Consider the following 18,399-nt stretch of genomic DNA (forward strand, 5'->3'; position numbering starts at 1 on the left):
CCGTCGCGTCACGCCGCCTGGCGCAGCTCCAGACGGGTCCAGATTTCGGCAAGCGCCTGTGTCAGCTCGGCCATCATCGCGGGGGTGTGCGCGGGGCCCGGAGTAAAGCGCAGCCGTTCGGTGCCGCGCGGGACGGTCGGATAATTGATCGGCTGGACGTACACGCCGTATTCGGCGAGCAGGATGTCGCTGATCTTCTTGGCCTTGACGGGATCGCCGACCATCAGCGGGACGATGTGCGTGGTCGATGCCATCACCGGCAGGCCGGCCTGTGCGAACAATGTCTTAAGCTGCTCGGCCGCGGCCTGCTGGCCTTCGCGCTCGGCGCTCGATGCCTTGAGGTGGCGCACGCTCGCCAGCACGCCTGCGACCAGCACCGGGGACAGCGAGGTCGTGAAGATGAAGCCGGGCGCATAGCTGCGGATCACGTCGATGATCGTGCGATCGGCGGCGATATAGCCGCCCATCACGCCGAACGCCTTGCCCAGCGTCCCCTCGATGATCGTCAGCCGGTCGGCGACGGCGTCGCGTTCGGAAATGCCGCCGCCGCGCGCGCCGTACATGCCGACCGCATGGACTTCGTCGCAATAGGTGAGGGCGTTGTAGCGATCGGCGAGGTCGCAGATCGCGGCGATCGGCGCGACATCGCCGTCCATCGAATAGACGCTCTCGAACGCGATCAGCTTGGCCGTGCCCGGCTCCTCGGCGGCGAGGAGTTCTTCGAGATGCGCAAGATCATTGTGGCGGAACACGCGCTTCTCGCATCCCGAATTGCGGATGCCCGCGATCATCGATGCGTGGTTGAGTTCGTCGGAAAAGATCACGCAGCCCGGCAACAGCCGGGCCAGCGTCGCCAGGGTGGCCTCGTTCGAGACATAGCCCGAGGTGAAGAGCAATGCCGCCTGCTTGCCGTGCAGGTCGGCAAGCTCGTTCTCCAGATCGACATGATAGTGCGTATTGCCGCCGATATTTCGGGTGCCGCCCGATCCGGCGCCAACATCATGGAGCGCTTCCTCCATCGCCGCGATCACCTTGGGATGCTGCCCCATCGCCAGATAGTCGTTCGAGCACCACACCGTGATCGGCTTCGGCCCGTTATGCCCGGCAAAGCAGCGCGCATTGGGATAGGCACCCTTGTTGCGCAGGATGTCGATGAAGACGCGATAGCGCCCCTCGGCGTGCAGGCGGTCGATCGCCTGGTTAAACACGCGGTCGTAATCGACTCCGCGCGGTGCGATGGCATCCACGGTCATGCGCGCCCCTTATCGTCCTCGCGCACCGATTTCCAGTGGCCACGCTCACCTGTTGCGATGTCGGGATGGAAACAACCCTCGGAATAGCGACGCTTATCATGGATCAAATCGGAAACATGATCAGTGTGATAGCACCTGTCTATCGCGTGCTCTGATTCGCAGGCTTGCGCGCGACGAGAGTCTTCCGCGCTCCCGCTTGCTTCAAGGAGCCGACCCATGAACCGACCCGATGAACATGATTATTACGCCAGCCGCGCGCAGTCTGCGCGCCGTATGGCGGAAACCGCGAGCGACACCACGGCGCGCCGCGCGCATGAGGAAATGGCCAAGCGCTACACGATGCTGCTCGAGCGCATCCAGGTGCCGCACACCACCAACTGACCGGTCACAACAGTTCGGTGACCGGCAGCCCGCGCCGGGCCAGCGCGGGCGCCAGCGCGGCGATCCGGCCATCGTCGCAGGTGAACACCGCGCGCCCGGCGGCGGCATCGCCCCAATCCTGCCCTTGCGTAAGATAGGCGATCCGGCGCGCGATGCCCTCGCCGCCATCGACGAAGCGTAGCGGCTGAGGTGCGACCGTCGCGAGGCGGTGGGCGACCAGGGGGAAATGCGTGCAGGCGTTGACGACGACGTCGATCGCGTCGCCGCCGGGCTGGCCGAACAACCCGGCGACCGCTGCTGCAAAGGCAGCGTCGGTAGCCGGTTCGCCGCGCAATTCGCGCTCGGCGAGATCCACCAATTCGGCCGAGCCGTGGCGCAGTACGCGGCAGTCGCTCGCAAATCGTGCCGCGAGATCGTCTACATAGGGCTGGCGCACGGTAGCGTCGGTGCCGAGCACGCCGATCGTCCGCGTCCCGCTCAGCGCCGCTGCCGGCTTGATCGCCGGAACCGTGCCGACGATGGGCAGGTCGAGCGCGGCGCGTACCGCTGGCAGCGCGATCGTCGACGCGGTGTTGCACGCAATGACGATCAGCCGCGGGCGATAACGCTCGGCCAGCCGCCCGAGCAGGGCGGGCACCCGCGCCGCGATCTCGGCCTCGCTGCGGGTGCCATAGGGATAGCCTGCCGAATCAGCGGCATAGACATAGCTGGCCTGCGGCAGCAGCGCGCGTGTCGGTGCCAGCACCGACAGTCCGCCGACCCCCGAATCGAAGAAAAGGATTGGCCTCAAATCGCTCATCGATCCTGATTGAGATTGTTGCCGATGCGAAAGCAAGCGCCTAGCTTGCGAGCGTACACAGGCGGCGGGGGTCGATTGGAAACCCAGATACTCTGGTTGGCGCCTACCGGCGCGCTGCTGCTCGGCTATCTGCTCGGGTCGATCCCGTTTGGCGTGCTGCTGACGCGGATCGGCGGTGCGGGCGATCTGCGCGCGATCGGATCGGGCAATATCGGCGCCACCAACGTGCTTCGTACCGGGCGCAAGGGGCTGGCCGCGGCGACGTTGCTGCTCGATCTGCTCAAGGGCGCGGCGGCGGTGTGGATCGTCGATGCGATCTGGCCCGGCCATGGCGTCGTCGCCGGGGCGGGCGCATTCCTCGGTCATTGCTATCCGGTGTGGCTGCGTTTCAAGGGCGGCAAGGGCGTCGCCACGATGATGGGGATCGTTCTTGCGCTCCACCCGGTCTCGGCGCTGGCCTATGCCGTGGTCTGGCTGGGGCTGCTCGGCCTGATCAGGATTTCCTCGGTCGCCGGGATGGTTGCGGCGATCAGCGCCCCGGTCAGCGCCGCGGCGTTCGGCGCATTCGACGTGGTATTGCTGTTCCTTGCACTCGCGCTGATCGTCCTGTGGAAGCACCGCGCAAATATCGACCGGTTGATGAGCGGGGAGGAACCGCGGATCGGCGGCGATCGTGGCTGACCCACGGCATGGCTGATGCCCGGCTGGCAAGGCTGCGGTTGATCCGGTCGGCCAATGTCGGGCCGGTCACCTATGCCCAGCTGCTCGGCCGCTTCGGATCGGCCGAGACCGCGCTCGAGGCGCTGCCGATGCTGGCCGCGCGCGGCGGCGGCCGCGCCCCGGTGATTGCCGACGAGCGGCTGGTCCGACGGGAGATCGCGCGCGTCGAAGCGCTCGGCGCGACCTATGTATTCCGCGGCGATTCGGGCTATCCGGCGCTGCTCGCCGAGATCGAGAATCCGCCGCCGGCACTGATCGTTCGCGGCGACCTCGCGCTGCTCGATCGGCCGAGCGTTGCGATGGTCGGCGCGCGCAATTGCTCCGCCGCCGCGGTCCGCTTCGCGCGAAGCCTCGCGGCAGGGTTGGGAGAGGAGGGGATTACGGTGGTCTCCGGGCTGGCGCGCGGCATCGATACCGCCGCGCACGTCGCCTCGCTCGATCGCGGCACCGTCGGCGTGATCGCCAGCGGCATCGATGTGGTGTTCCCGCCCGAAAATGCGCAGCTTCAGGAAGCGATCGCCGAGCGCGGGCTGCTGATCGCCGAACAGCCACCGGGTACCGAGCCGCGCGCACGGCACTTCCCGTATCGCAACCGCATCATCGCCGGCGTCGCGATCGGCACCGTGGTGGTGGAGGCGGCACCCAAATCGGGCTCGCTGATCACCGCGCGGCTGGCGGCCGAGGCAGGGCGCGAGGTGATGGCGGTGCCGGGCAGCCCGCTCGACCCGCGCGCGCAGGGGTGCAACCTGCTGATCCGCGAAGGCGCCACGCTGGTCCAGTCGGTCGCCGACATTGCCGAGATGCTGCGCCCGATCGACCCGCGCAATGTCCGCGCCCCGACCAGCGACTTCGCCGCGCAGCCCCCCGGCGATCCGAGCGATGCCGAGCGCCATGTCGTCGGCGACCTGCTCGGCCCGGTGCCGGTGCCGGTCGACGAGCTGATCCGCCAGTCCGGGCTGGCGCCCGCAACCGTCGCCTTCGTGCTGCTCGAACTCGAGCTTGCCGGGCGCATCGAACGGCATGCGGGAGGCCGCGTCAGCGCCTTCGACTGAGCGTGCACGGCGCCTTGTTTGCGCCATCAACCCGCGCAAGATTGCGGCGATGCTCGCGCTGTTGCTTGTCCAGGCGATAGCCACGCCGCAGTCAGCGCAGCAGCGCGACTGCCCCGAACGATCGCGCAGCGCCGAAGACGGCGAAATCGTGGTCTGTGCGCGTACCGATCGCAACGAACGCTATCGCCTGCACCCCCTCCCCGAACGCTATGTCGAGCGCCGCCAGGTCCGCCTACGCCTGCCCGGTGGCGGCACCGTCGAACCGCATGTCGATCAGGGACGACTGGGCGATCCGCAGATCAAGGCGACGCTCAAGATCCCGTTCTGACGTCCGGAGGCGCGAACCACCAGCGCTGGCGCCATCCGCGTGCTTCGGGCACCGCCGCGCCGCTGGCGTCGCGGGCCGGGGCATACCGGAAGCGCGCCTCGATCAGGCGGCAGGTCGCGGCGTCCAGCGCGGCGTTCCCGCTCGATGCCGTCACGCTGCAGCCGCCCGGTCGGCCGCCGGCATCGACGGTGAAGCGCACCGTGACGCTGCCCATCGCCCCCGACCGGCGCGCCGCGGCGGGATAGTCGCGGTCGCCGATCGCCCCGCGCAGCAGCCGCGCGCGGGTCCCGCCGCCACCGCCGCCACCGCCGCCGCCCGGTCCGCTGCCCTCTGCGCCGCTTCCCGACCCCGCTCCGATCCCGCCGGCACCGCTGCCACTGTCCTTTGGAGCCGCTCCCGCATCGGGCGCATCACCGCTGCCTGCGACTGGCGCGATGTTCAACACCGGCGGCAACGGTAGCGGCACGATCGGCGGCGGCATGACCAGTGGCGGCGGCGTCGCACGTACGCCTGCCGGGGCAGTCGCGCCTTCTGCCAGCGGGGCCGCCGCGATCGCGGCAGGCGGCGGCAGCGGAGATGGCGGCGGCGGATCCGGCACGTCGAACAGCGCGATCGGCTCGGCCTCGATCGTGACGGTTGGCCGCACCGCGATACCGAGCAACAGCAGCGCGAGCGCGGCATGCAGCGCCAGCGCGGCGACGGCCGCACCGATTCGTCGGCGCCGGGAAAGGACAGGGGCGATCGTCATCGGGGGCGATGCTCTATCAGCCCCGGCATCGATGCAATGCTATGCGCGCAACCGGATATGCGCCGCGCGCAATGCCAGCGGATAGAGCAGGTCGTTCTCGGTCCGGATGCGCTGAGCCAACCGGTCGAGCAGTTCGGCATTGTCGGCGACGAATGTTTCCCAGTCGGCACGGATCGCGCATTGCGTCCAGCGCGCCTGATGGACGGTCCAGTCGGCTGCCAGCGTTTCGAACTGGCGGATCGCGCGCCGCGCCGCGTCGGCGGCGCCTTCGTCGTTGCTGAGCATCAGCCGGGGATAGATGTCGCGATCCTCGGTCGCCAGATGCTCGGCCAGATCGGCCCCCAGCGCCGTGAGGGCGCGATGGGCAGCGGCGGGATCGGCCGGCGCTGCGCAAATCCCGCTCAGTTGCTTGGCATGCTCCAGAATCGCCTGATGCTCCGCGATAAGACGCTCGAACGAATGCATCTGCCGATTTCCCATACGCCGCACGACTCGCAGTCTGAGCAAATATCAGGGGCCGGTTAACAAAGCTCGACGCTCGCGGGATGCCGCACGGACTTTCCCCTTACCGCGCCACGCCCTATGCGGCATCCTCGCTTGACGGCGGGCGTGACGGCTCTCCATCCTCGCGCGTACACGTAAGGGATTGATTGCCGCCTCATGCAGCTTGTCATCGTCGAATCGCCCGCCAAGGCGAAAACCATCGAGAAATATCTGGGCAAGGACTATCGCGTCCTGGCGTCCTACGGCCATGTCCGCGACCTGCCGCCCAAGGACGGATCGGTGAACCCCGACGACGGTTTCGCGATGGAGTGGGAGAATTACGCCGACAAGGCCAAGCAGCTGAAAGCGATCACCGACGAGGCGAAAAAGGCCGATCGCCTGATCCTCGCCACCGATCCCGATCGCGAGGGCGAGGCGATTTCGTGGCATGTCCAGGAAGTGCTCGCCAAGCGCAAGGCGCTGCCCAAGGACGTCGAGCGAGTCACCTTCAACGCGATCACCAAGGCGGCGGTGCTGTCGGCGATGGCGGCGCCGCGCCAGCTCGACACCGACCTGATCGACGCGTACCGGGCGCGCCGCGCGCTCGATTACCTCGTCGGCTTCACGCTGTCGCCGGTGCTATGGCGCAAGCTGCCCGGCGCGAAGTCGGCGGGGCGCGTGCAGTCGGTGGCGCTGCGCCTGATCGTCGAGCGCGAGCGCGAGATCGAGGCGTTCGTGCCGCAGGAATATTGGTCGGTGGCAGCGACGCTCGAACAGGACGGGCAGAGCTTTATCGCGCGGCTGTCGCGCTTCGACGGGCAAAAGGTCGATCGGCTGACGATCGGCGAGGAAGGCACCGCGCTGCGTGCCAAGGCCGCGGTCGAGGCCGGACGCTTCACCGTCGCCTCGGTCGAGACCAAGCCTGCCACCCGCAACCCGCCGCCGCCGTTCACCACCTCGACGCTGCAGCAGGAGGCCGCGCGCAAGCTCGGCTTTTCGGCCAGCCATACGATGCGGATCGCGCAGGCGCTCTACGAGGACGGCGCGATTACCTATATGCGCACCGACGGCGTCCAGATGGACCATTCCGCAATCAGCGACGCGCGCAAGGCGATCGCCGACCGCTATGACGGCGGCTATGTCCCCGACAAGCCGCGCCAGTACCAGACCAAGGCCAAGAATGCGCAGGAAGCGCACGAGGCGATCCGCCCGACCGATTTCACCCGGGACCGCGCCGGTTCCGGCGATCACGCGCGCCTCTACGACCTGGTGTTCAAGCGTGCGCTCGCCAGCCAGATGGCCTCGGCGCGGATGGAGCGGACTGCGGTCGAACTGGAAGACGGCACCGGCCAGCATGCGCTGCGTGCAACCGGTCAGGTGGTGCTGTTTCCCGGCTATCTGGCACTTTACGAGGAGGGGCGCGACGAAGAGGGCGACGAGGACAGCCGCCGCCTGCCGCTGCTGCGCGAGGGCGACGCGCCCGCCAAGCAGGGCGTTGCCGCCGAACAGCATTTCACGCAGCCGCCGCCGCGCTTTTCCGAGGCGTCGCTGGTCAAGCGGATGGAGGAATTGGGCATCGGCCGTCCGTCGACCTATGCGTCGATCATCCAGGTCATCAAGGACCGCGCCTATGTCCGCGTCGAAAAGAACCGCTTCTTTGCCGAGGAGAGCGGCCGGCTGCTGACCGCGTTTCTCGAGCGCTTCTTCCAGAAATACGTCAATTACGACTTCACCGCGGGCCTCGAAGAGGAGCTTGACGACGTGTCGGGCGGTCGCGCGCAGTGGCAGGGCGTGCTCGACCAGTTCTGGCGCGATTTCAAGCCGCGCACGACCGAGGTGATGGACTTTAAGCCCAGCGAGGTGACCGCCGAGCTCGACCAGTTCCTTGAACCCTATCTGTTTCCGGCCAGGGCCGATGGTTCCGACCCGCGGCTGTGTCCGAATTGCGGCGAAGGGCGGCTGGCACTGCGCGGCGGGCGTTTCGGCGCGTTCGTCGCGTGCTCCAACTATCCCGAATGCAAATACACCCGTCGCTTCGCGCAGCCCGGCGGCGGGGACGGCGACGATGCCGGGCCCGAGACGCTGGGCACCGACCCCGACACCGGGCTGCCGGTCGAGCGCAAGTCGGGACGCTTTGGGCCGTATATCCAGCTCGGCGACGGCAAGGACGCCAAGCGCGCTTCGATCCCCAAGGACTTGCCGGGCGATCTCGACCTCGAATGGGCGCTGAAGCTGCTCTCGCTACCACGCACGATCGGCACGCATCCGGAAAGCGGCGAGCCGATCACCGCGTCGATCGGCCGCTATGGCCCCTATCTCCAGCACGCCGGTAAATATGCCCGGCTGCAAGGCACTGCCGATGTGTTCGAAACCGGCATGAATGCAGCCGTGGTCAAGCTGGCCGAGGCTGCCGCCAATGGTGGGCGCCCGGCGCGCGGGGCGGCCCGCGAGCCGTTGAAGGTGTTCGGTGCGCATCCCGTCAGCGGCGCGGAGCTGAAGCTGATGGAGGGCCGCTACGGACCCTATATCACCGACGGCGAAACCAACGCGACCTTACCCAAGACCAGCGATCCGGCGACGCTGACGCTCGACGAGGCGGTCGCGCTGGTCGATGCCAAGGCGGCGGCGGGGCCGGCCAAGGGCAAGAAGAAGGTCGCGGCGAAGAAAAAGGCACCGGCCAAGAAGGCCGCTGCGAAGAAGGCGCCAGCGAAGAAAGCGGCGGCGAAAAAGCCGGCAGCGACAAAAACAGGCTGAACGCCCCACATCCGTCCGGCCGCCGCTAGATCCATTGCCGATCGTAGCGCGCGCCCATGCCGGTGAGCAGTTCGTACTGCGACATCCCGCTGGCTGCGGACGCATCGGGCAAGGCGAAGTCGATCGCGACCCAGTCGCCTTCGCCTATGGCGGGCGCCGCAGTGACGTCGATCGCCAGCAGGTCCATCGATACCCGTCCGATCACCGGCAGGCGGAGGTCGCTGATGCGCGCGGCACCGCGGTCGGAAAAACCCCGGAAATACCCGTCGGCATAGCCCAGGTTGAGGATCGCCACCGCGGTGTCGCGAGGCGCCGTCCAGGTCGCGCTATAGCCAACGGTCGCGCCTGCGGGCACCGTGCGGCGCTGGAGAACTTGCGCGTGCGGCGTCACCACCTGCCGGATCACACCCTCCAGCGCCGCGACCTGGACGCCGCCATAGAGCGACAGCCCCGGCCGCGTCAGATCGAACGCATAATGGTGGCCCAACGCAATTCCCGCCGAATTGGCGAGGCTGAGCCGGCGTGCACCAGTCTTGCCCGCGAGCCCCGCCAGAGCATCGCGCTGCCGTGCATTCATCGCGCGGTCCTCGTCGGCGCAGGCGAGGTGGCTCATCAGCGTCTCGATCGCCAGCCCGTCGAGCAGTCCGCTCGCGACATCCTCGATGCCGATGCCGAGCCGGTTCATGCCGGTATCGACCATCACGTCGCACGCGCCGCCATTGCCTCCGCGCCAGCGGGCGACCTGCGCGGGCGTGCTCAGCACCGGTCGTGCGGCGGGGTGCCTGGTCGCCATCGGCATGTCTTCGGCGCGCACGCCGTGCAGCACCGATATCGGCACGCCCAGATCGGCGATCGCCGCCGCCTCGGCCCAGGTTGCGACGAAGAAGTCGCTGCACCCGGCGTCGGCCAATGCCGCGACCACGGCGCGGGCGCCCAGCCCGTAGCCATCGGCCTTGACCGCCGCCCCGCACGCCGCGCGCCCGCTCAGCGCCGACAGCGCGCGCCAGTTGGCGACCAGCGCGGATCGATCGATGTGCAGGCGAAGCGGGGCAGGGACGGTCATCGCCGCGACCGGTAGCGATCCCGATGCGGCTGCGCCACCCCGGCGCGTCACTGCAGCTCCGGTGCCCCGCGCGTTTCCTTCAGGCCGATCAGGCACACCGCCAGCGCCAGCGCGACGACGGCCATCGTGTACCACAATCCGGCATAGGGATCGCCGGTCGACGCCACGATATACTGGCTGATGAAAGGCAGGAACCCGCCGAAATAGCCGGTGCCGACATGATAGGGGATCGACATCGAGCTGTAGCGGATGCGCGCCGGGAACATCTCGGTCAGCACGGCGGCGACCGGGCCATAGGTCATTCCCGACAGCAGGCTGAGCCCGACCACGGCGATCAGGATCAGCGCGATATTGCCCGGCGAGGGGATCACGCGGTCGAGCTTCCACCCCGCCGCCTCCAGCGCTGCGTCGAGCCCCTCCGGGCTCGGGTCCGCGACCGGGATGCCGCCGATCGACACCGCGACCGACGGCGCCTTGACCGTGGTGTACGCCACGCCCTTGCGCGAGAAGTGATCGAGCACCTGCCCGCACCCGTCGCTCTGGCGTGCGGCGAACGGTTCATAGCTGCACGCCGGTCCCGCCACGACGACCGGCGCACGGCGCGCCGATTCGGCGAGGCCAGGATTCGCTGCCGAACCGATCAGCCAGAATAGCGGGAACAGCAGCAGCAGCGTCAGGAAATAGCCCAGCACGATCGGCGGCTTGCGGCCGACCCTGTCCGACAGCCTGCCGAACAGCACGAACCAGATCAGCCCCATCAGCGCCCCGCCTCCGGTAAGCAGCTGCGCGGTGGTCTCCTCCACACGCATCGGCCCCTGCAGGAACGACAGCACCGAGAACATCGCGGTGTACCAGATCACCGTCAGTCCGCCGGCGATGCCGAACAGCGCCACCAGCAGCCGTTTCCAGTTGCCCGGATAGGTAAAGCTCTCGACGAAGGGGTTGCCGGCGGTCTGGCCTGCCGCCTTCATCGCCTTGAACACCGGGCTCTCGCTTAGCTTCAGCCGCATCCACAAGGACACGGCGAGCAAGATGATCGAGAACAGGAATGGAAACCGCCATCCCCAGTCCTGCCAGGCCGCGTCCGACATCGCTCCCTTGGTCGCCAGGACGACCGCGAGGCTCAGGATAAACCCGCCCGCCACGCTCGCCTGGATGAAGCTGGTGTGGAAGCCGCGCCGGGCGGGCGGCGAATGTTCGGCGACATAGATCGCCGCGCCGCCATATTCGCCGCCGAGCGCGAGGCCCTGCAGGATGCGCAGCGCGATGATGAGCGCGGGCGCAGCCACGCCGATCGCTGCCGCCGACGGCACCAGCCCGACGCCGGCGGTCGCGACTCCCATCAGCGTGATCGTGACGAGAAAGGTGTATTTACGCCCGAGCTTGTCGCCGAGATAGCCGAACAGGATCGCGCCGAGCGGCCGGAACCCGAACCCGACCGCGAACCCGGCCCAGGCGAGCAGCGCCTGCATGACTTCGGACCCGGCCGGAAAGAAGGTGCGCCCGATGATCCCGGATGCCGCCAGCGTGCCGTAGATGAAGAAGTCGTACCATTCGAACACCGTGCCCAGCGACGACGCGGTGATGACGAGGCGCATGTCCTTGGACGAAGGTTCGGCTGCCGGCGGGCCGTCAGTGTCGGTGATCGCGTCGATACTCGCCATTGCCCCTCCCAAGGCATTGTTTCCCTGTTGGTGTAGCCGCTGGGTCTGGCGCGGCAAGCCGCCTTACCGGTTGACCCAGATCAGATAGCAGCTCGATAGCACGATCCACGCGCCGTCGAGCGTCTTGAGCCGCAGCGATCCCAACCACAGCGCGATCGGGCGCGCGATGAACCCGCCGACCAGCGCGCCCGGCGCGGCGAGCGCGACGACTTCCCACGGCACCGTCCCCGCCTCGATATGCCAGACGGCGCCCATCAGGCACGACAGCGCCGACAGCACGGTGGCGGCGCCGGTCGACAGCAGGATCGGATAATGGCGGATGAACAGATAGAGCGCGACCATCTCGCCGATACCGACCGAGAACAGCGCGGTGATGAACCCGCCCACCGGTGCCATCGCCAGCAGCACGATCAGGTCGATGCGCTTGAGGCTGGGCTGTTCGGGCAGCTTGCGGTTTACCGTCCATGCCGTCGCGATCAGGGTCAGTCCCAGCAGGATCGAGAACGCCTTGAACGCGATCAGCACGTTGTGCGGCGCGAAATGGGCGAGACGCTGCGTCGCGAGCATCACGGGCGCCGAGATCGCGATCACCGCGCCGACGATCGTCCAGAAATCACGGATGCGGACGCGGACATGGTGGTCGTCGGCGGGCGGCAGCTGGGCGTGGACGCGCAATCCCCAGCGCAGCGACCCCATCGACATGCCGAAGCACTGGATCAGGAAGCTCGACGCGGTGATCGCGACCGGCGCGAGCGCGATCACGCCTTCGATGCGCAGGATGTTGAAGACAGGAATGAACACCACGCCGCCGCCCGTGCCCGACGTATTGGCGATGGTGGCGCCGAGCACGCCGATCGCGGGCATGAACCAGATCCGGCGCAGGACATCGCCGTCGATCGGCGCGAATGCCCATAATGCCGCATACATCGCCGCGAAACAGGCGATTCCTGCCCAGAATATCCGACCCGCCATCACCTGCCCCCCGCTGTGCCGCTACGCGCCGGGACGGGGTTGGGCAAGTCAGTCGAGATTGGGCCGCAGCCAGCGTTCGGCCTGCGCCACATCGACGCCGCGACGCCCCGCATATTCCTCCAGCTGGTCGCGCCCGATCCGCGCCACTCCGAAATAGGCAGCGTCCGGATGGCCGAAATAGAAACCGGACACCGCCGATGTCGGCCACATCGCGAAACTTTCGGTCAGCGTGAGGCCAGTATTGGTTTCGGCATCTAGCAGCTCGAACAGCATCGGCTTGGCACTGTGGTCGGGGCAGGCGGGATAGCCGGGCGCGGGGCGGATGCCGCGATACTGCTCGCGGATCAGCGCCTCGTTGGTCAGCTGCTCGCCCGCGGCATAGCCCCACAGCTCGGTGCGCACATGGCGGTGCAGCGCTTCGGCGAACGCCTCGGCAAAGCGGTCGGCGAGCGCCTTGAGCAGAATATCCTGATAATCGTCATGTTGCGCCTTGAACCGGGCGATATGGTCGTCGATGCCGTGAATGCCGACCGCGAACCCACCGATCCAATCGCCCGCGGGATCGACGAAGTCGGCCAGGCACATGTTGGCGCGCCCCTCACGCTTGGCGATCTGCTGGCGCAGGAAGGGGAAGCGCGTGGTTGCGCCGTCGGCATCGACAACCACGTCGTCGCCGTCGCGCCGGCACGACCACAGCCCGGCGACCCCGCGTGCGGTCAGCCACTTTTCGGCGATGATCGTGTCGAGCATCGCCTGAGCATCGGCGAACAGCGACCGCGCGCTCTCACCGACCACGTCGTCGTCGAGGATCGCGGGATAATTGCCCGCCAGCTCCCATGAGCGGAAGAACGGCGTCCAGTCGATCAGCTCGCGAAGCTCGGCCAGGTCCCAGTCGTCGAACACGTGCAGTCCCGGCTGCTTCGGCGCGTCGGGCTTGAGCGCGAAGTCGGCCGCGAAGCCGTTGGCGCGCGCCGCCTCGATCGGGATCAGTTCGCTCTGGCCCTTGTTCGCGCGCGCGATCCGCACCGCTTCATATTCGTCAGCGATCTTGCTCACATACGCGTCGCGCTGGGTATCGCTGACCAGCGTCGTCGCCACCCCGACCGCGCGGCTGGCATCGAGCACGTGGACGATCGGACCGTCATAGGCGGGCGAGATGCGCAGCGCGGTGTGGACCTTCGACGTCGTCGCGCCGCCGATCAGCAGCGGCATCGTCATCTTCGCGCGCTTCATCTCCTCGGCGACCGTCACCATCTCGTCGAGGCTGGGGGTGATGAGGCCCGACAGCCCGATCATGTCGGCGTCATTCTCGTTCGCCGCGGCGATGATCTTCGACCACGGCACCATCACGCCCAGATCGACCACCTCGAACCCGTTGCACTGGAGCACGACGCCGACGATGTTCTTGCCGATGTCATGGACGTCGCCCTTGACGGTCGCCATGATGACCTTGCCCTTGCCCTTGGCGCCCGGCTCCTTGGCGGCCTCGATATAGGGGAGAAGGTGCGCGACTGCCTTCTTCATCACCCGCGCCGACTTGACGACCTGCGGCAGGAACATCTTGCCGCTGCCGAACAGGTCGCCGACGACGTTCATGCCGTCCATCAACGGGCCCTCGATCACCTCGATCGGGCGCGCATATTGCAGCCGGGCTTCCTCGGTATCCTCGACGACATGCAGGTCGATGCCCTTGACCAGCGCGTGTTCCAGCCGCTTGGTCACGTCCCATCCGCGCCATTCGGCCGCGGCCTTTTCCGCGACGACATCGGTGCCCTTGAACGTCTCGGCAAGCGCGATCAGGCGTTCGGTCGCGTCGGGATCGCGGTTGAGGATGACGTCCTCGCATGCGGTGCGCAGCTTGGCGTCGATCTGGTCGTAGATGTCGAGCTGCCCGGCATTGACGATCGCCATGTCGAGCCCGGCGGGGATCGCGTGATACAGGAAGACGCTGTGCATCGCCTTGCGCACCGGCTCGTTGCCGCGAAAGCTGAACGACAGGTTCGATAGCCCGCCCGAGATATGGACGTGCGGGCAGCGTGCCTTGATCTCCCGGCACGCTTCGATGAAGTCCACCCCGTAATTATTGTGCTCCTCGATCCCGGTCGCGACCGCGAAGATGTTGGGATCGAAGATGATGTCCTCGGGCGGAAAGCCGATGCCGACGAGCAACTTGTAGGCGCGTTCGCAGATTTCGACCTTGCGCGCCTGGGTGTCGGCCTGGCCAACCTCGTCGAACGCCATCACCACGACGGCGGCGCCATAGGCCATGCACTTGCGCGCCTGTTCGAGGAACTGGTCCTCGCCTTCCTTCATGCTGATCGAATTGACGATCGGCTTGCCCGACACGCATTTCAGCCCGGCCTCGATCACCGACCATTTCGAGCTGTCGACCATCACCGGCACCCGCGCGATGTCGGGTTCGGCCTGGATCAGCTTGAGAAAGGTCGTCATCGCGTGATGCGCGTCGAGCAGCCCTTCGTCCATGTTGACGTCGATCACCTGCGCACCGCTCTCTACCTGCTGGCGGGCGACCTCGACCGCGGCGGCATAGTCGTCGGCCATCACCAGCTTCTTGAAGCGGGCCGATCCGGTGACGTTGGTGCGCTCGCCGATATTGACGAACTGGGCGGTAGTCTGATTCACTAGGATTCCGTTCGTGGTAAGTAAGGTGGATGGGGCGTCACGCCGCCATCGTGAACGGCTCCAGCCCGGCCAGTCGCGTTACCACCGGCGGCTTTGGCAGCGCCCGCGGCGGCAATCCGCGCACGGCATCGGCGATCGCCTTGATATGCGCCGGCGTCGAACCGCAACAGCCGCCGAGGATGTTGATCTGTCCTGCATCCGCCCATTCCTTGACCAGTCCGGCGGTCGTCGCCGGCATCTCGTCATATTCGCCCAGTTCGTTGGGAAGGCCTGCGTTGGGATAGACCATGATCAGCGTATCTGCCGCAGCCGACAGCGTGCGCACATGCGGACGCAGCTGTTCCGCGCCGAACGAGCAATTGAGCCCGATCGTCAGCGGCCGGGCGTGACGCACCGCGCACCAGAACGCCTCGACCGTGTGCCCCGACAGGTTGCGCCCCGACAGATCGGTCAGCGTCATCGACAACATGATCGGCACGTCGCGGCCAAGATCATCTGCGGCCTCGATCGCGGCCATGATCCCGGCCTTGGCATTCAGGGTGTCGAACACCGTCTCGATCAGGATGAAGTCGGCGCCGCCCTCTAGCAGCGCGTCGATCTGTTCGCGGTACACGTCCTTGAGCGTATCGAAGTCGATCTCGCGAAACCCGGGATCGTTGACGTCGGGCGACAGCGACAGCGTCTTATTGGTCGGCCCGATCGCACCGGCGACGAAGCGCGGGCGCCCATCCTTCGCCGCATATTCGTCGGCGCAACCGCGCGCGATCCGCGCCGATGCGATGTTGATCTCGCGCACCAGGCCCTCCGCGCCGTAATCGGCTTGGCTGATCTTGTTGGCGCTGAAGGTGTTGGTCGATACGATGTCGGACCCCGCATCCAGATAGGCGCGGGTGATCGCTTCCGGCACCTCCGGCTTCGTCAGCGCGAGGATGTCGTTATTGCCCTTCTGGTCATGGCCCAGGCCAAGATCGCCGGCATAGTCGGCCTCAGACAGCTTCCAGTTCTGGATTTCGGTCCCGAACGCGCCGTCGGTGACGAGGATGCGCTGGGCTGCCTGGGCGAGCAGATGTTCGCGTGGGGTCATCTTAGAAAATCCTCAGGCCGCCACGCGCCCTGCCGCCGCCTTGGGCCGCAGCCCCAGCATATGGCAGATCGCGTAGCTCAGTTCGGCGCGGTTAAGCGTGTAGAAGTGAAGGTGCCGGACGCCGCCCGCATACAGCTTGCGGCTGAGTTCGGCGGCCAGCGTCGCCGCGACCAGCTGGCGGGCGGCGGGAAGCGCATCGAGACCCTCGAACAGCCGCCCCATCCAGTCCGGAACGTCGGTGCCGCACAGCTTCGACATGCGCTGGACTGCGGCGAAATTGGTCACGGGCATGATGCCGGGGACGAGATCGGCGTCGATCCCGGCAGCGGCGGCCGCGTCGCGGAAGCGAAAGAACGTCTCGGGCTCGAAGAAAAACTGCGTGATCGCGCGGGTCGCCCCGGCGTCGATCTTGGCCTTGAGGTTGTCGAGGTCGGTGGTCACGTCGCCCGAATCGGGGTGGCATTCGGGATAGGCGGCGACCGAGATCTCGAACGGGTGCAGCCTTCGCAGCCCCGCGACCAGCGCGGCGGCGTTGGCATAGCCGTCGGCATGCGCCTCGAACCTCGCGCCAGGCGTCGGCATGTCGCCGCGCAACGCGACGATGTGGCGCACGCCTGCGGCCCAATATTCCTCCGCCACCGCATCGATCTCGCTGCGGGTCGCCTCGACGCAGGTCAGATGCGCCGCGGCCGAAATTGCGGTCTCGCGCGCGATCCGGGCCACGGTGGCGTGGGTGCGCTCGCGCGTCGAGCCGCCCGCGCCGTACGTGACCGACACGAAGCTCGGCTCGAGCGGCTCCAGCATCCGCACCGCGTCCCACAGGGTCGCTTCCATCTTCTCGGTCTTGGGCGGAAAATATTCGAACGACACGCGGCAATCGCCTGCGACGTCGGCGAACAACGGCGCGGCGAGCGCCACGGCGCTGTCGTCGTCGGGTCGCACGCGCCGCGCCTCTTCGAGCTGTCCCAGCGATAGCGTCATGCCGCCTGTACCTCCAGCTTGGGCGGCGCGCTGCTGCGCGCCAGCCATAGTTTCACCGTCAGTTCGCCGCCTTCGAGCGTGTCGATCGACACCGGGGCGAGATTGTGCTGGTCGAACCAGCCCTGAATCTGGTCGTCCGAGAAGCCCAGCCGCGCATGTGCGTTCCGGCTGCGCAATTCCTCGCGCTCATGCGGCGCGAAATCGGCGATCAGCAGCCGTCCGCCGGGTCGCAGCACGCGTGCCGCCTCGGCGATCGCGGCGCCGGGCTGCTGCGCGAAATGCAGGACATGGTGCAGGATCGCGACATCGGCAGCGCCGCTTCCCATCGGCAGCGCGTAGAGATCTGCCTGGCGCAACTCGGCATGCGTCAATCCCTGTTCGGCGAGCTTGGCGCGCGCCAGCCGCAGCATTTCCGAACTGCGATCGATCCCCAGCGCGCGGGTCGCGCGCGGTGCGAATAATTCCAGCATCCGGCCGGTGCCGGTACCGATGTCGATCAATTGCGCGATCGGCTGGCCGCCGATCACCCGCAGCATCGCCTGTTCGACTTCGCTCTCGGCGATATGCAGCGACCGGATCGCATCCCATTCGTCGGCGTGCTGCTGAAACCAGTCGGCCGCAGCCGCGGCGCGATCGGCGCGCACAGCCGACAGCCGGGCGGTATCTGCGGTCGCCCAGGGATCGGGTGCATCGGCCTGCCAGCGATCGAGCGCCGCCAGCACCGGCTCAACGCGATCGGGCACGCCGAGCGCCACGAACACCCAGCTGCCTTCCTTGCGGCGCTCGGCAAGGCCGGCATCGCACAGGATCTTGACGTGACGGCTCACCCGCGGCTGGCTCTGACCCAACACCTGCGCGAGTTCACCGACCGAAAGCTCCATCGACCGCAGCAACGCGACGATGCGCAGGCGCGTCGCATCCGCAAGCGCGCTGAAGATCTCGGTCGCATCAGAGGGGGCGGTGGATGTCGAGGACTGCATTGGATCAAGATATAAAGATATCTTTATATGAGGTCAATGCGATTGCCATGCGTCGCAAATATGCTTGCGCTACCGGGTTTGATGACTAGCTTCTCGGGTCGCGTCGGCATTGGCCGGCGTGTGTGGATTAACGGGGTGAAGGAAACATCATGAAGAAATCAATCCTGCTGCCGTTCGCCGTCGCCGCCGCGTTCGGCCTCGCTGCCTGCTCGGAGAATGCGCAGAACGAGACCGGTGAAGCCGCCGACGCGATCGCTGCCGACACCAACGCCGCGGTCAGCGAAGCCGCCTCCGACGTCGAAGCCGCGACCGACAGCGCGCTTGGCGAGGCCGAGCAGGCCGCCGACCAGCTCGGCCAGTCGACCGAGAATGCGGTCGAGGGCACCGATGAGGCCGTCGGCGGCGCGATGCAGGAAGCGGGTCAGGAACTGCAGGAAGGCGGCCGCGACGTCGCCGACTGATTTTCCTCTACCCTAGCGCAGCGGGTCGCCTTC

General features: G+C 67.3%; 17 protein-coding genes. 6 read left to right on the plus strand and 11 right to left on the minus strand.

What is annotated here, in order from left to right; all coding sequences use genetic code 11:
• Positions 1-8 precede the first annotated feature (8 nt).
• A complete protein-coding gene (hemA, locus tag FHY50_RS12305; RefSeq protein ID WP_140231229.1) occupies positions 9-1,253 on the minus strand; it encodes a 5-aminolevulinate synthase in 1,245 nt (414 codons plus the stop codon).
• A gap of 216 nt (positions 1,254-1,469) precedes the next feature.
• Between hemA and FHY50_RS14250 the strand changes: the two genes are divergently transcribed.
• Positions 1,470-1,634, plus strand: a complete 165-nt coding sequence (locus FHY50_RS14250) for a hypothetical protein (RefSeq protein WP_166745439.1) — start codon at positions 1,470-1,472, stop codon at positions 1,632-1,634.
• Positions 1,635-1,638: 4 nt separating this feature from the next.
• Here FHY50_RS14250 and murI read toward each other — a convergent pair whose 3' ends face one another.
• Positions 1,639-2,433, minus strand: a complete 795-nt coding sequence (gene murI, locus FHY50_RS12310) for a glutamate racemase (RefSeq protein WP_140231230.1) — start codon at positions 2,431-2,433, stop codon at positions 1,639-1,641.
• A gap of 96 nt (positions 2,434-2,529) precedes the next feature.
• Between murI and plsY the strand changes: the two genes are divergently transcribed.
• The 3 genes from plsY to FHY50_RS12325 are packed head-to-tail and all read left to right on the plus strand — an operon-like array spanning position 2,530 to position 4,533.
• Complete coding sequence (plsY, locus tag FHY50_RS12315) at positions 2,530-3,114, plus strand: glycerol-3-phosphate 1-O-acyltransferase PlsY (protein WP_243846642.1); 585 nt, start codon at positions 2,530-2,532, stop codon at positions 3,112-3,114.
• Between the two features lie 8 nt (positions 3,115-3,122).
• Positions 3,123-4,205: a DNA-processing protein DprA gene (gene dprA / locus FHY50_RS12320; protein ID WP_140231232.1), complete on the plus strand. Its 1,083-nt coding sequence runs from the start codon at positions 3,123-3,125 to the stop codon at positions 4,203-4,205.
• A 49-nt stretch (positions 4,206-4,254) separates the two neighbouring features.
• On the plus strand, positions 4,255-4,533 hold the full coding sequence (locus FHY50_RS12325) for a hypothetical protein (protein ID WP_140231233.1): 279 nt from the start codon (positions 4,255-4,257) through the stop codon (positions 4,531-4,533).
• Here the strand turns inward: FHY50_RS12325 and FHY50_RS12330 are convergent.
• Together FHY50_RS12330 and FHY50_RS12335 are read right to left on the minus strand one after the other, a co-directional pair.
• Positions 4,517-5,281 carry an energy transducer TonB gene (locus FHY50_RS12330; protein ID WP_140231234.1) on the minus strand — a complete coding sequence of 255 codons (765 nt, stop codon included), beginning with the start codon at positions 5,279-5,281 and terminating at the stop codon, positions 4,517-4,519. The genes FHY50_RS12325 and FHY50_RS12330 overlap by 17 nt on opposite strands.
• A 39-nt stretch (positions 5,282-5,320) precedes the next feature.
• On the minus strand, positions 5,321-5,746 hold the full coding sequence (locus FHY50_RS12335) for a hemerythrin domain-containing protein (protein WP_166745440.1): 426 nt from the start codon (positions 5,744-5,746) through the stop codon (positions 5,321-5,323).
• A gap of 195 nt (positions 5,747-5,941) precedes the next feature.
• Here FHY50_RS12335 and topA point away from each other — a divergent pair, with 195 nt between their 5' ends.
• Complete coding sequence (topA, locus tag FHY50_RS12340) at positions 5,942-8,518, plus strand: type I DNA topoisomerase (protein ID WP_140231236.1); 2,577 nt, start codon at positions 5,942-5,944, stop codon at positions 8,516-8,518.
• A 25-nt stretch (positions 8,519-8,543) separates the two neighbouring features.
• Here topA and alr read toward each other — a convergent pair whose 3' ends face one another.
• From alr to FHY50_RS12375, 7 genes are all read right to left on the minus strand, one after another.
• Positions 8,544-9,581 (minus strand): alanine racemase, encoded by a 1,038-nt coding sequence (alr, locus tag FHY50_RS12345; protein WP_140231446.1) that lies wholly within the window; start codon positions 9,579-9,581, stop codon positions 8,544-8,546.
• 47 nt (positions 9,582-9,628) lie between these two features.
• Positions 9,629-11,245, minus strand: coding sequence for an MFS transporter (locus tag FHY50_RS12350; protein WP_243846643.1), 1,617 nt, complete (start codon positions 11,243-11,245; stop codon positions 9,629-9,631).
• A gap of 63 nt (positions 11,246-11,308) precedes the next feature.
• Entirely contained in the window at positions 11,309-12,217 is a 909-nt protein-coding gene (locus FHY50_RS12355; RefSeq protein ID WP_140231237.1) for a sulfite exporter TauE/SafE family protein, read from the minus strand.
• Positions 12,218-12,265: 48 nt separating this feature from the next.
• On the minus strand, positions 12,266-14,860 hold the full coding sequence (gene metH / locus FHY50_RS12360; RefSeq protein WP_140231238.1) for a methionine synthase: 2,595 nt from the start codon (positions 14,858-14,860) through the stop codon (positions 12,266-12,268).
• Between the two features lie 37 nt (positions 14,861-14,897).
• Positions 14,898-15,944, minus strand: coding sequence for a homocysteine S-methyltransferase family protein (locus FHY50_RS12365; RefSeq protein ID WP_140231239.1), 1,047 nt, complete (start codon positions 15,942-15,944; stop codon positions 14,898-14,900).
• 12 nt (positions 15,945-15,956) lie between these two features.
• Complete coding sequence (metF, locus tag FHY50_RS12370) at positions 15,957-16,925, minus strand: methylenetetrahydrofolate reductase [NAD(P)H] (protein ID WP_140231240.1); 969 nt, start codon at positions 16,923-16,925, stop codon at positions 15,957-15,959.
• Positions 16,922-17,905 carry an ArsR/SmtB family transcription factor gene (locus FHY50_RS12375; protein WP_140231241.1) on the minus strand — a complete coding sequence of 328 codons (984 nt, stop codon included), beginning with the start codon at positions 17,903-17,905 and terminating at the stop codon, positions 16,922-16,924. Before FHY50_RS12375 ends, metF begins: the two co-directional genes overlap by 4 nt.
• Before the next feature lie 149 nt (positions 17,906-18,054).
• Here FHY50_RS12375 and FHY50_RS12380 point away from each other — a divergent pair, with 149 nt between their 5' ends.
• Entirely contained in the window at positions 18,055-18,366 is a 312-nt protein-coding gene (locus tag FHY50_RS12380; RefSeq protein WP_140231242.1) for a hypothetical protein, read from the plus strand.
• The last annotated feature ends 33 nt before the right edge of the window (positions 18,367-18,399 follow it).

The sequence above is a fragment of the Sphingomonas japonica genome (assembly GCF_006346325.1).
Lineage (GTDB): Bacteria > Pseudomonadota > Alphaproteobacteria > Sphingomonadales > Sphingomonadaceae > Sphingomonas > Sphingomonas japonica.

Coding starts and splice junctions, on each gene's coding strand:
- hemA (WP_140231229.1), bottom strand. CDS start 1,253: ATGACCGTGGATGCCATCGCACCGCGCGGAGTCGATTACGACCGCGTG.
- FHY50_RS14250 (WP_166745439.1), top strand. CDS start 1,470: ATGAACCGACCCGATGAACATGATTATTACGCCAGCCGCGCGCAGTCT.
- murI (WP_140231230.1), bottom strand. CDS start 2,433: ATGAGCGATTTGAGGCCAATCCTTTTCTTCGATTCGGGGGTCGGCGGA.
- dprA (WP_140231232.1), top strand. CDS start 3,123: ATGGCTGATGCCCGGCTGGCAAGGCTGCGGTTGATCCGGTCGGCCAAT.
- FHY50_RS12325 (WP_140231233.1), top strand. CDS start 4,255: ATGCTCGCGCTGTTGCTTGTCCAGGCGATAGCCACGCCGCAGTCAGCG.
- FHY50_RS12330 (WP_140231234.1), bottom strand. CDS start 5,281: ATGACGATCGCCCCTGTCCTTTCCCGGCGCCGACGAATCGGTGCGGCC.
- FHY50_RS12335 (WP_166745440.1), bottom strand. CDS start 5,746: ATGCATTCGTTCGAGCGTCTTATCGCGGAGCATCAGGCGATTCTGGAG.
- topA (WP_140231236.1), top strand. CDS start 5,942: ATGCAGCTTGTCATCGTCGAATCGCCCGCCAAGGCGAAAACCATCGAG.
- alr (WP_140231446.1), bottom strand. CDS start 9,581: ATGACCGTCCCTGCCCCGCTTCGCCTGCACATCGATCGATCCGCGCTG.
- FHY50_RS12350 (WP_243846643.1), bottom strand. CDS start 11,245: ATGGCGAGTATCGACGCGATCACCGACACTGACGGCCCGCCGGCAGCC.
- FHY50_RS12355 (WP_140231237.1), bottom strand. CDS start 12,217: ATGGCGGGTCGGATATTCTGGGCAGGAATCGCCTGTTTCGCGGCGATG.
- FHY50_RS12365 (WP_140231239.1), bottom strand. CDS start 15,944: ATGACCCCACGCGAACATCTGCTCGCCCAGGCAGCCCAGCGCATCCTC.
- metF (WP_140231240.1), bottom strand. CDS start 16,925: ATGACGCTATCGCTGGGACAGCTCGAAGAGGCGCGGCGCGTGCGACCC.
- FHY50_RS12375 (WP_140231241.1), bottom strand. CDS start 17,905: ATGCAGTCCTCGACATCCACCGCCCCCTCTGATGCGACCGAGATCTTC.
- FHY50_RS12380 (WP_140231242.1), top strand. CDS start 18,055: ATGAAGAAATCAATCCTGCTGCCGTTCGCCGTCGCCGCCGCGTTCGGC.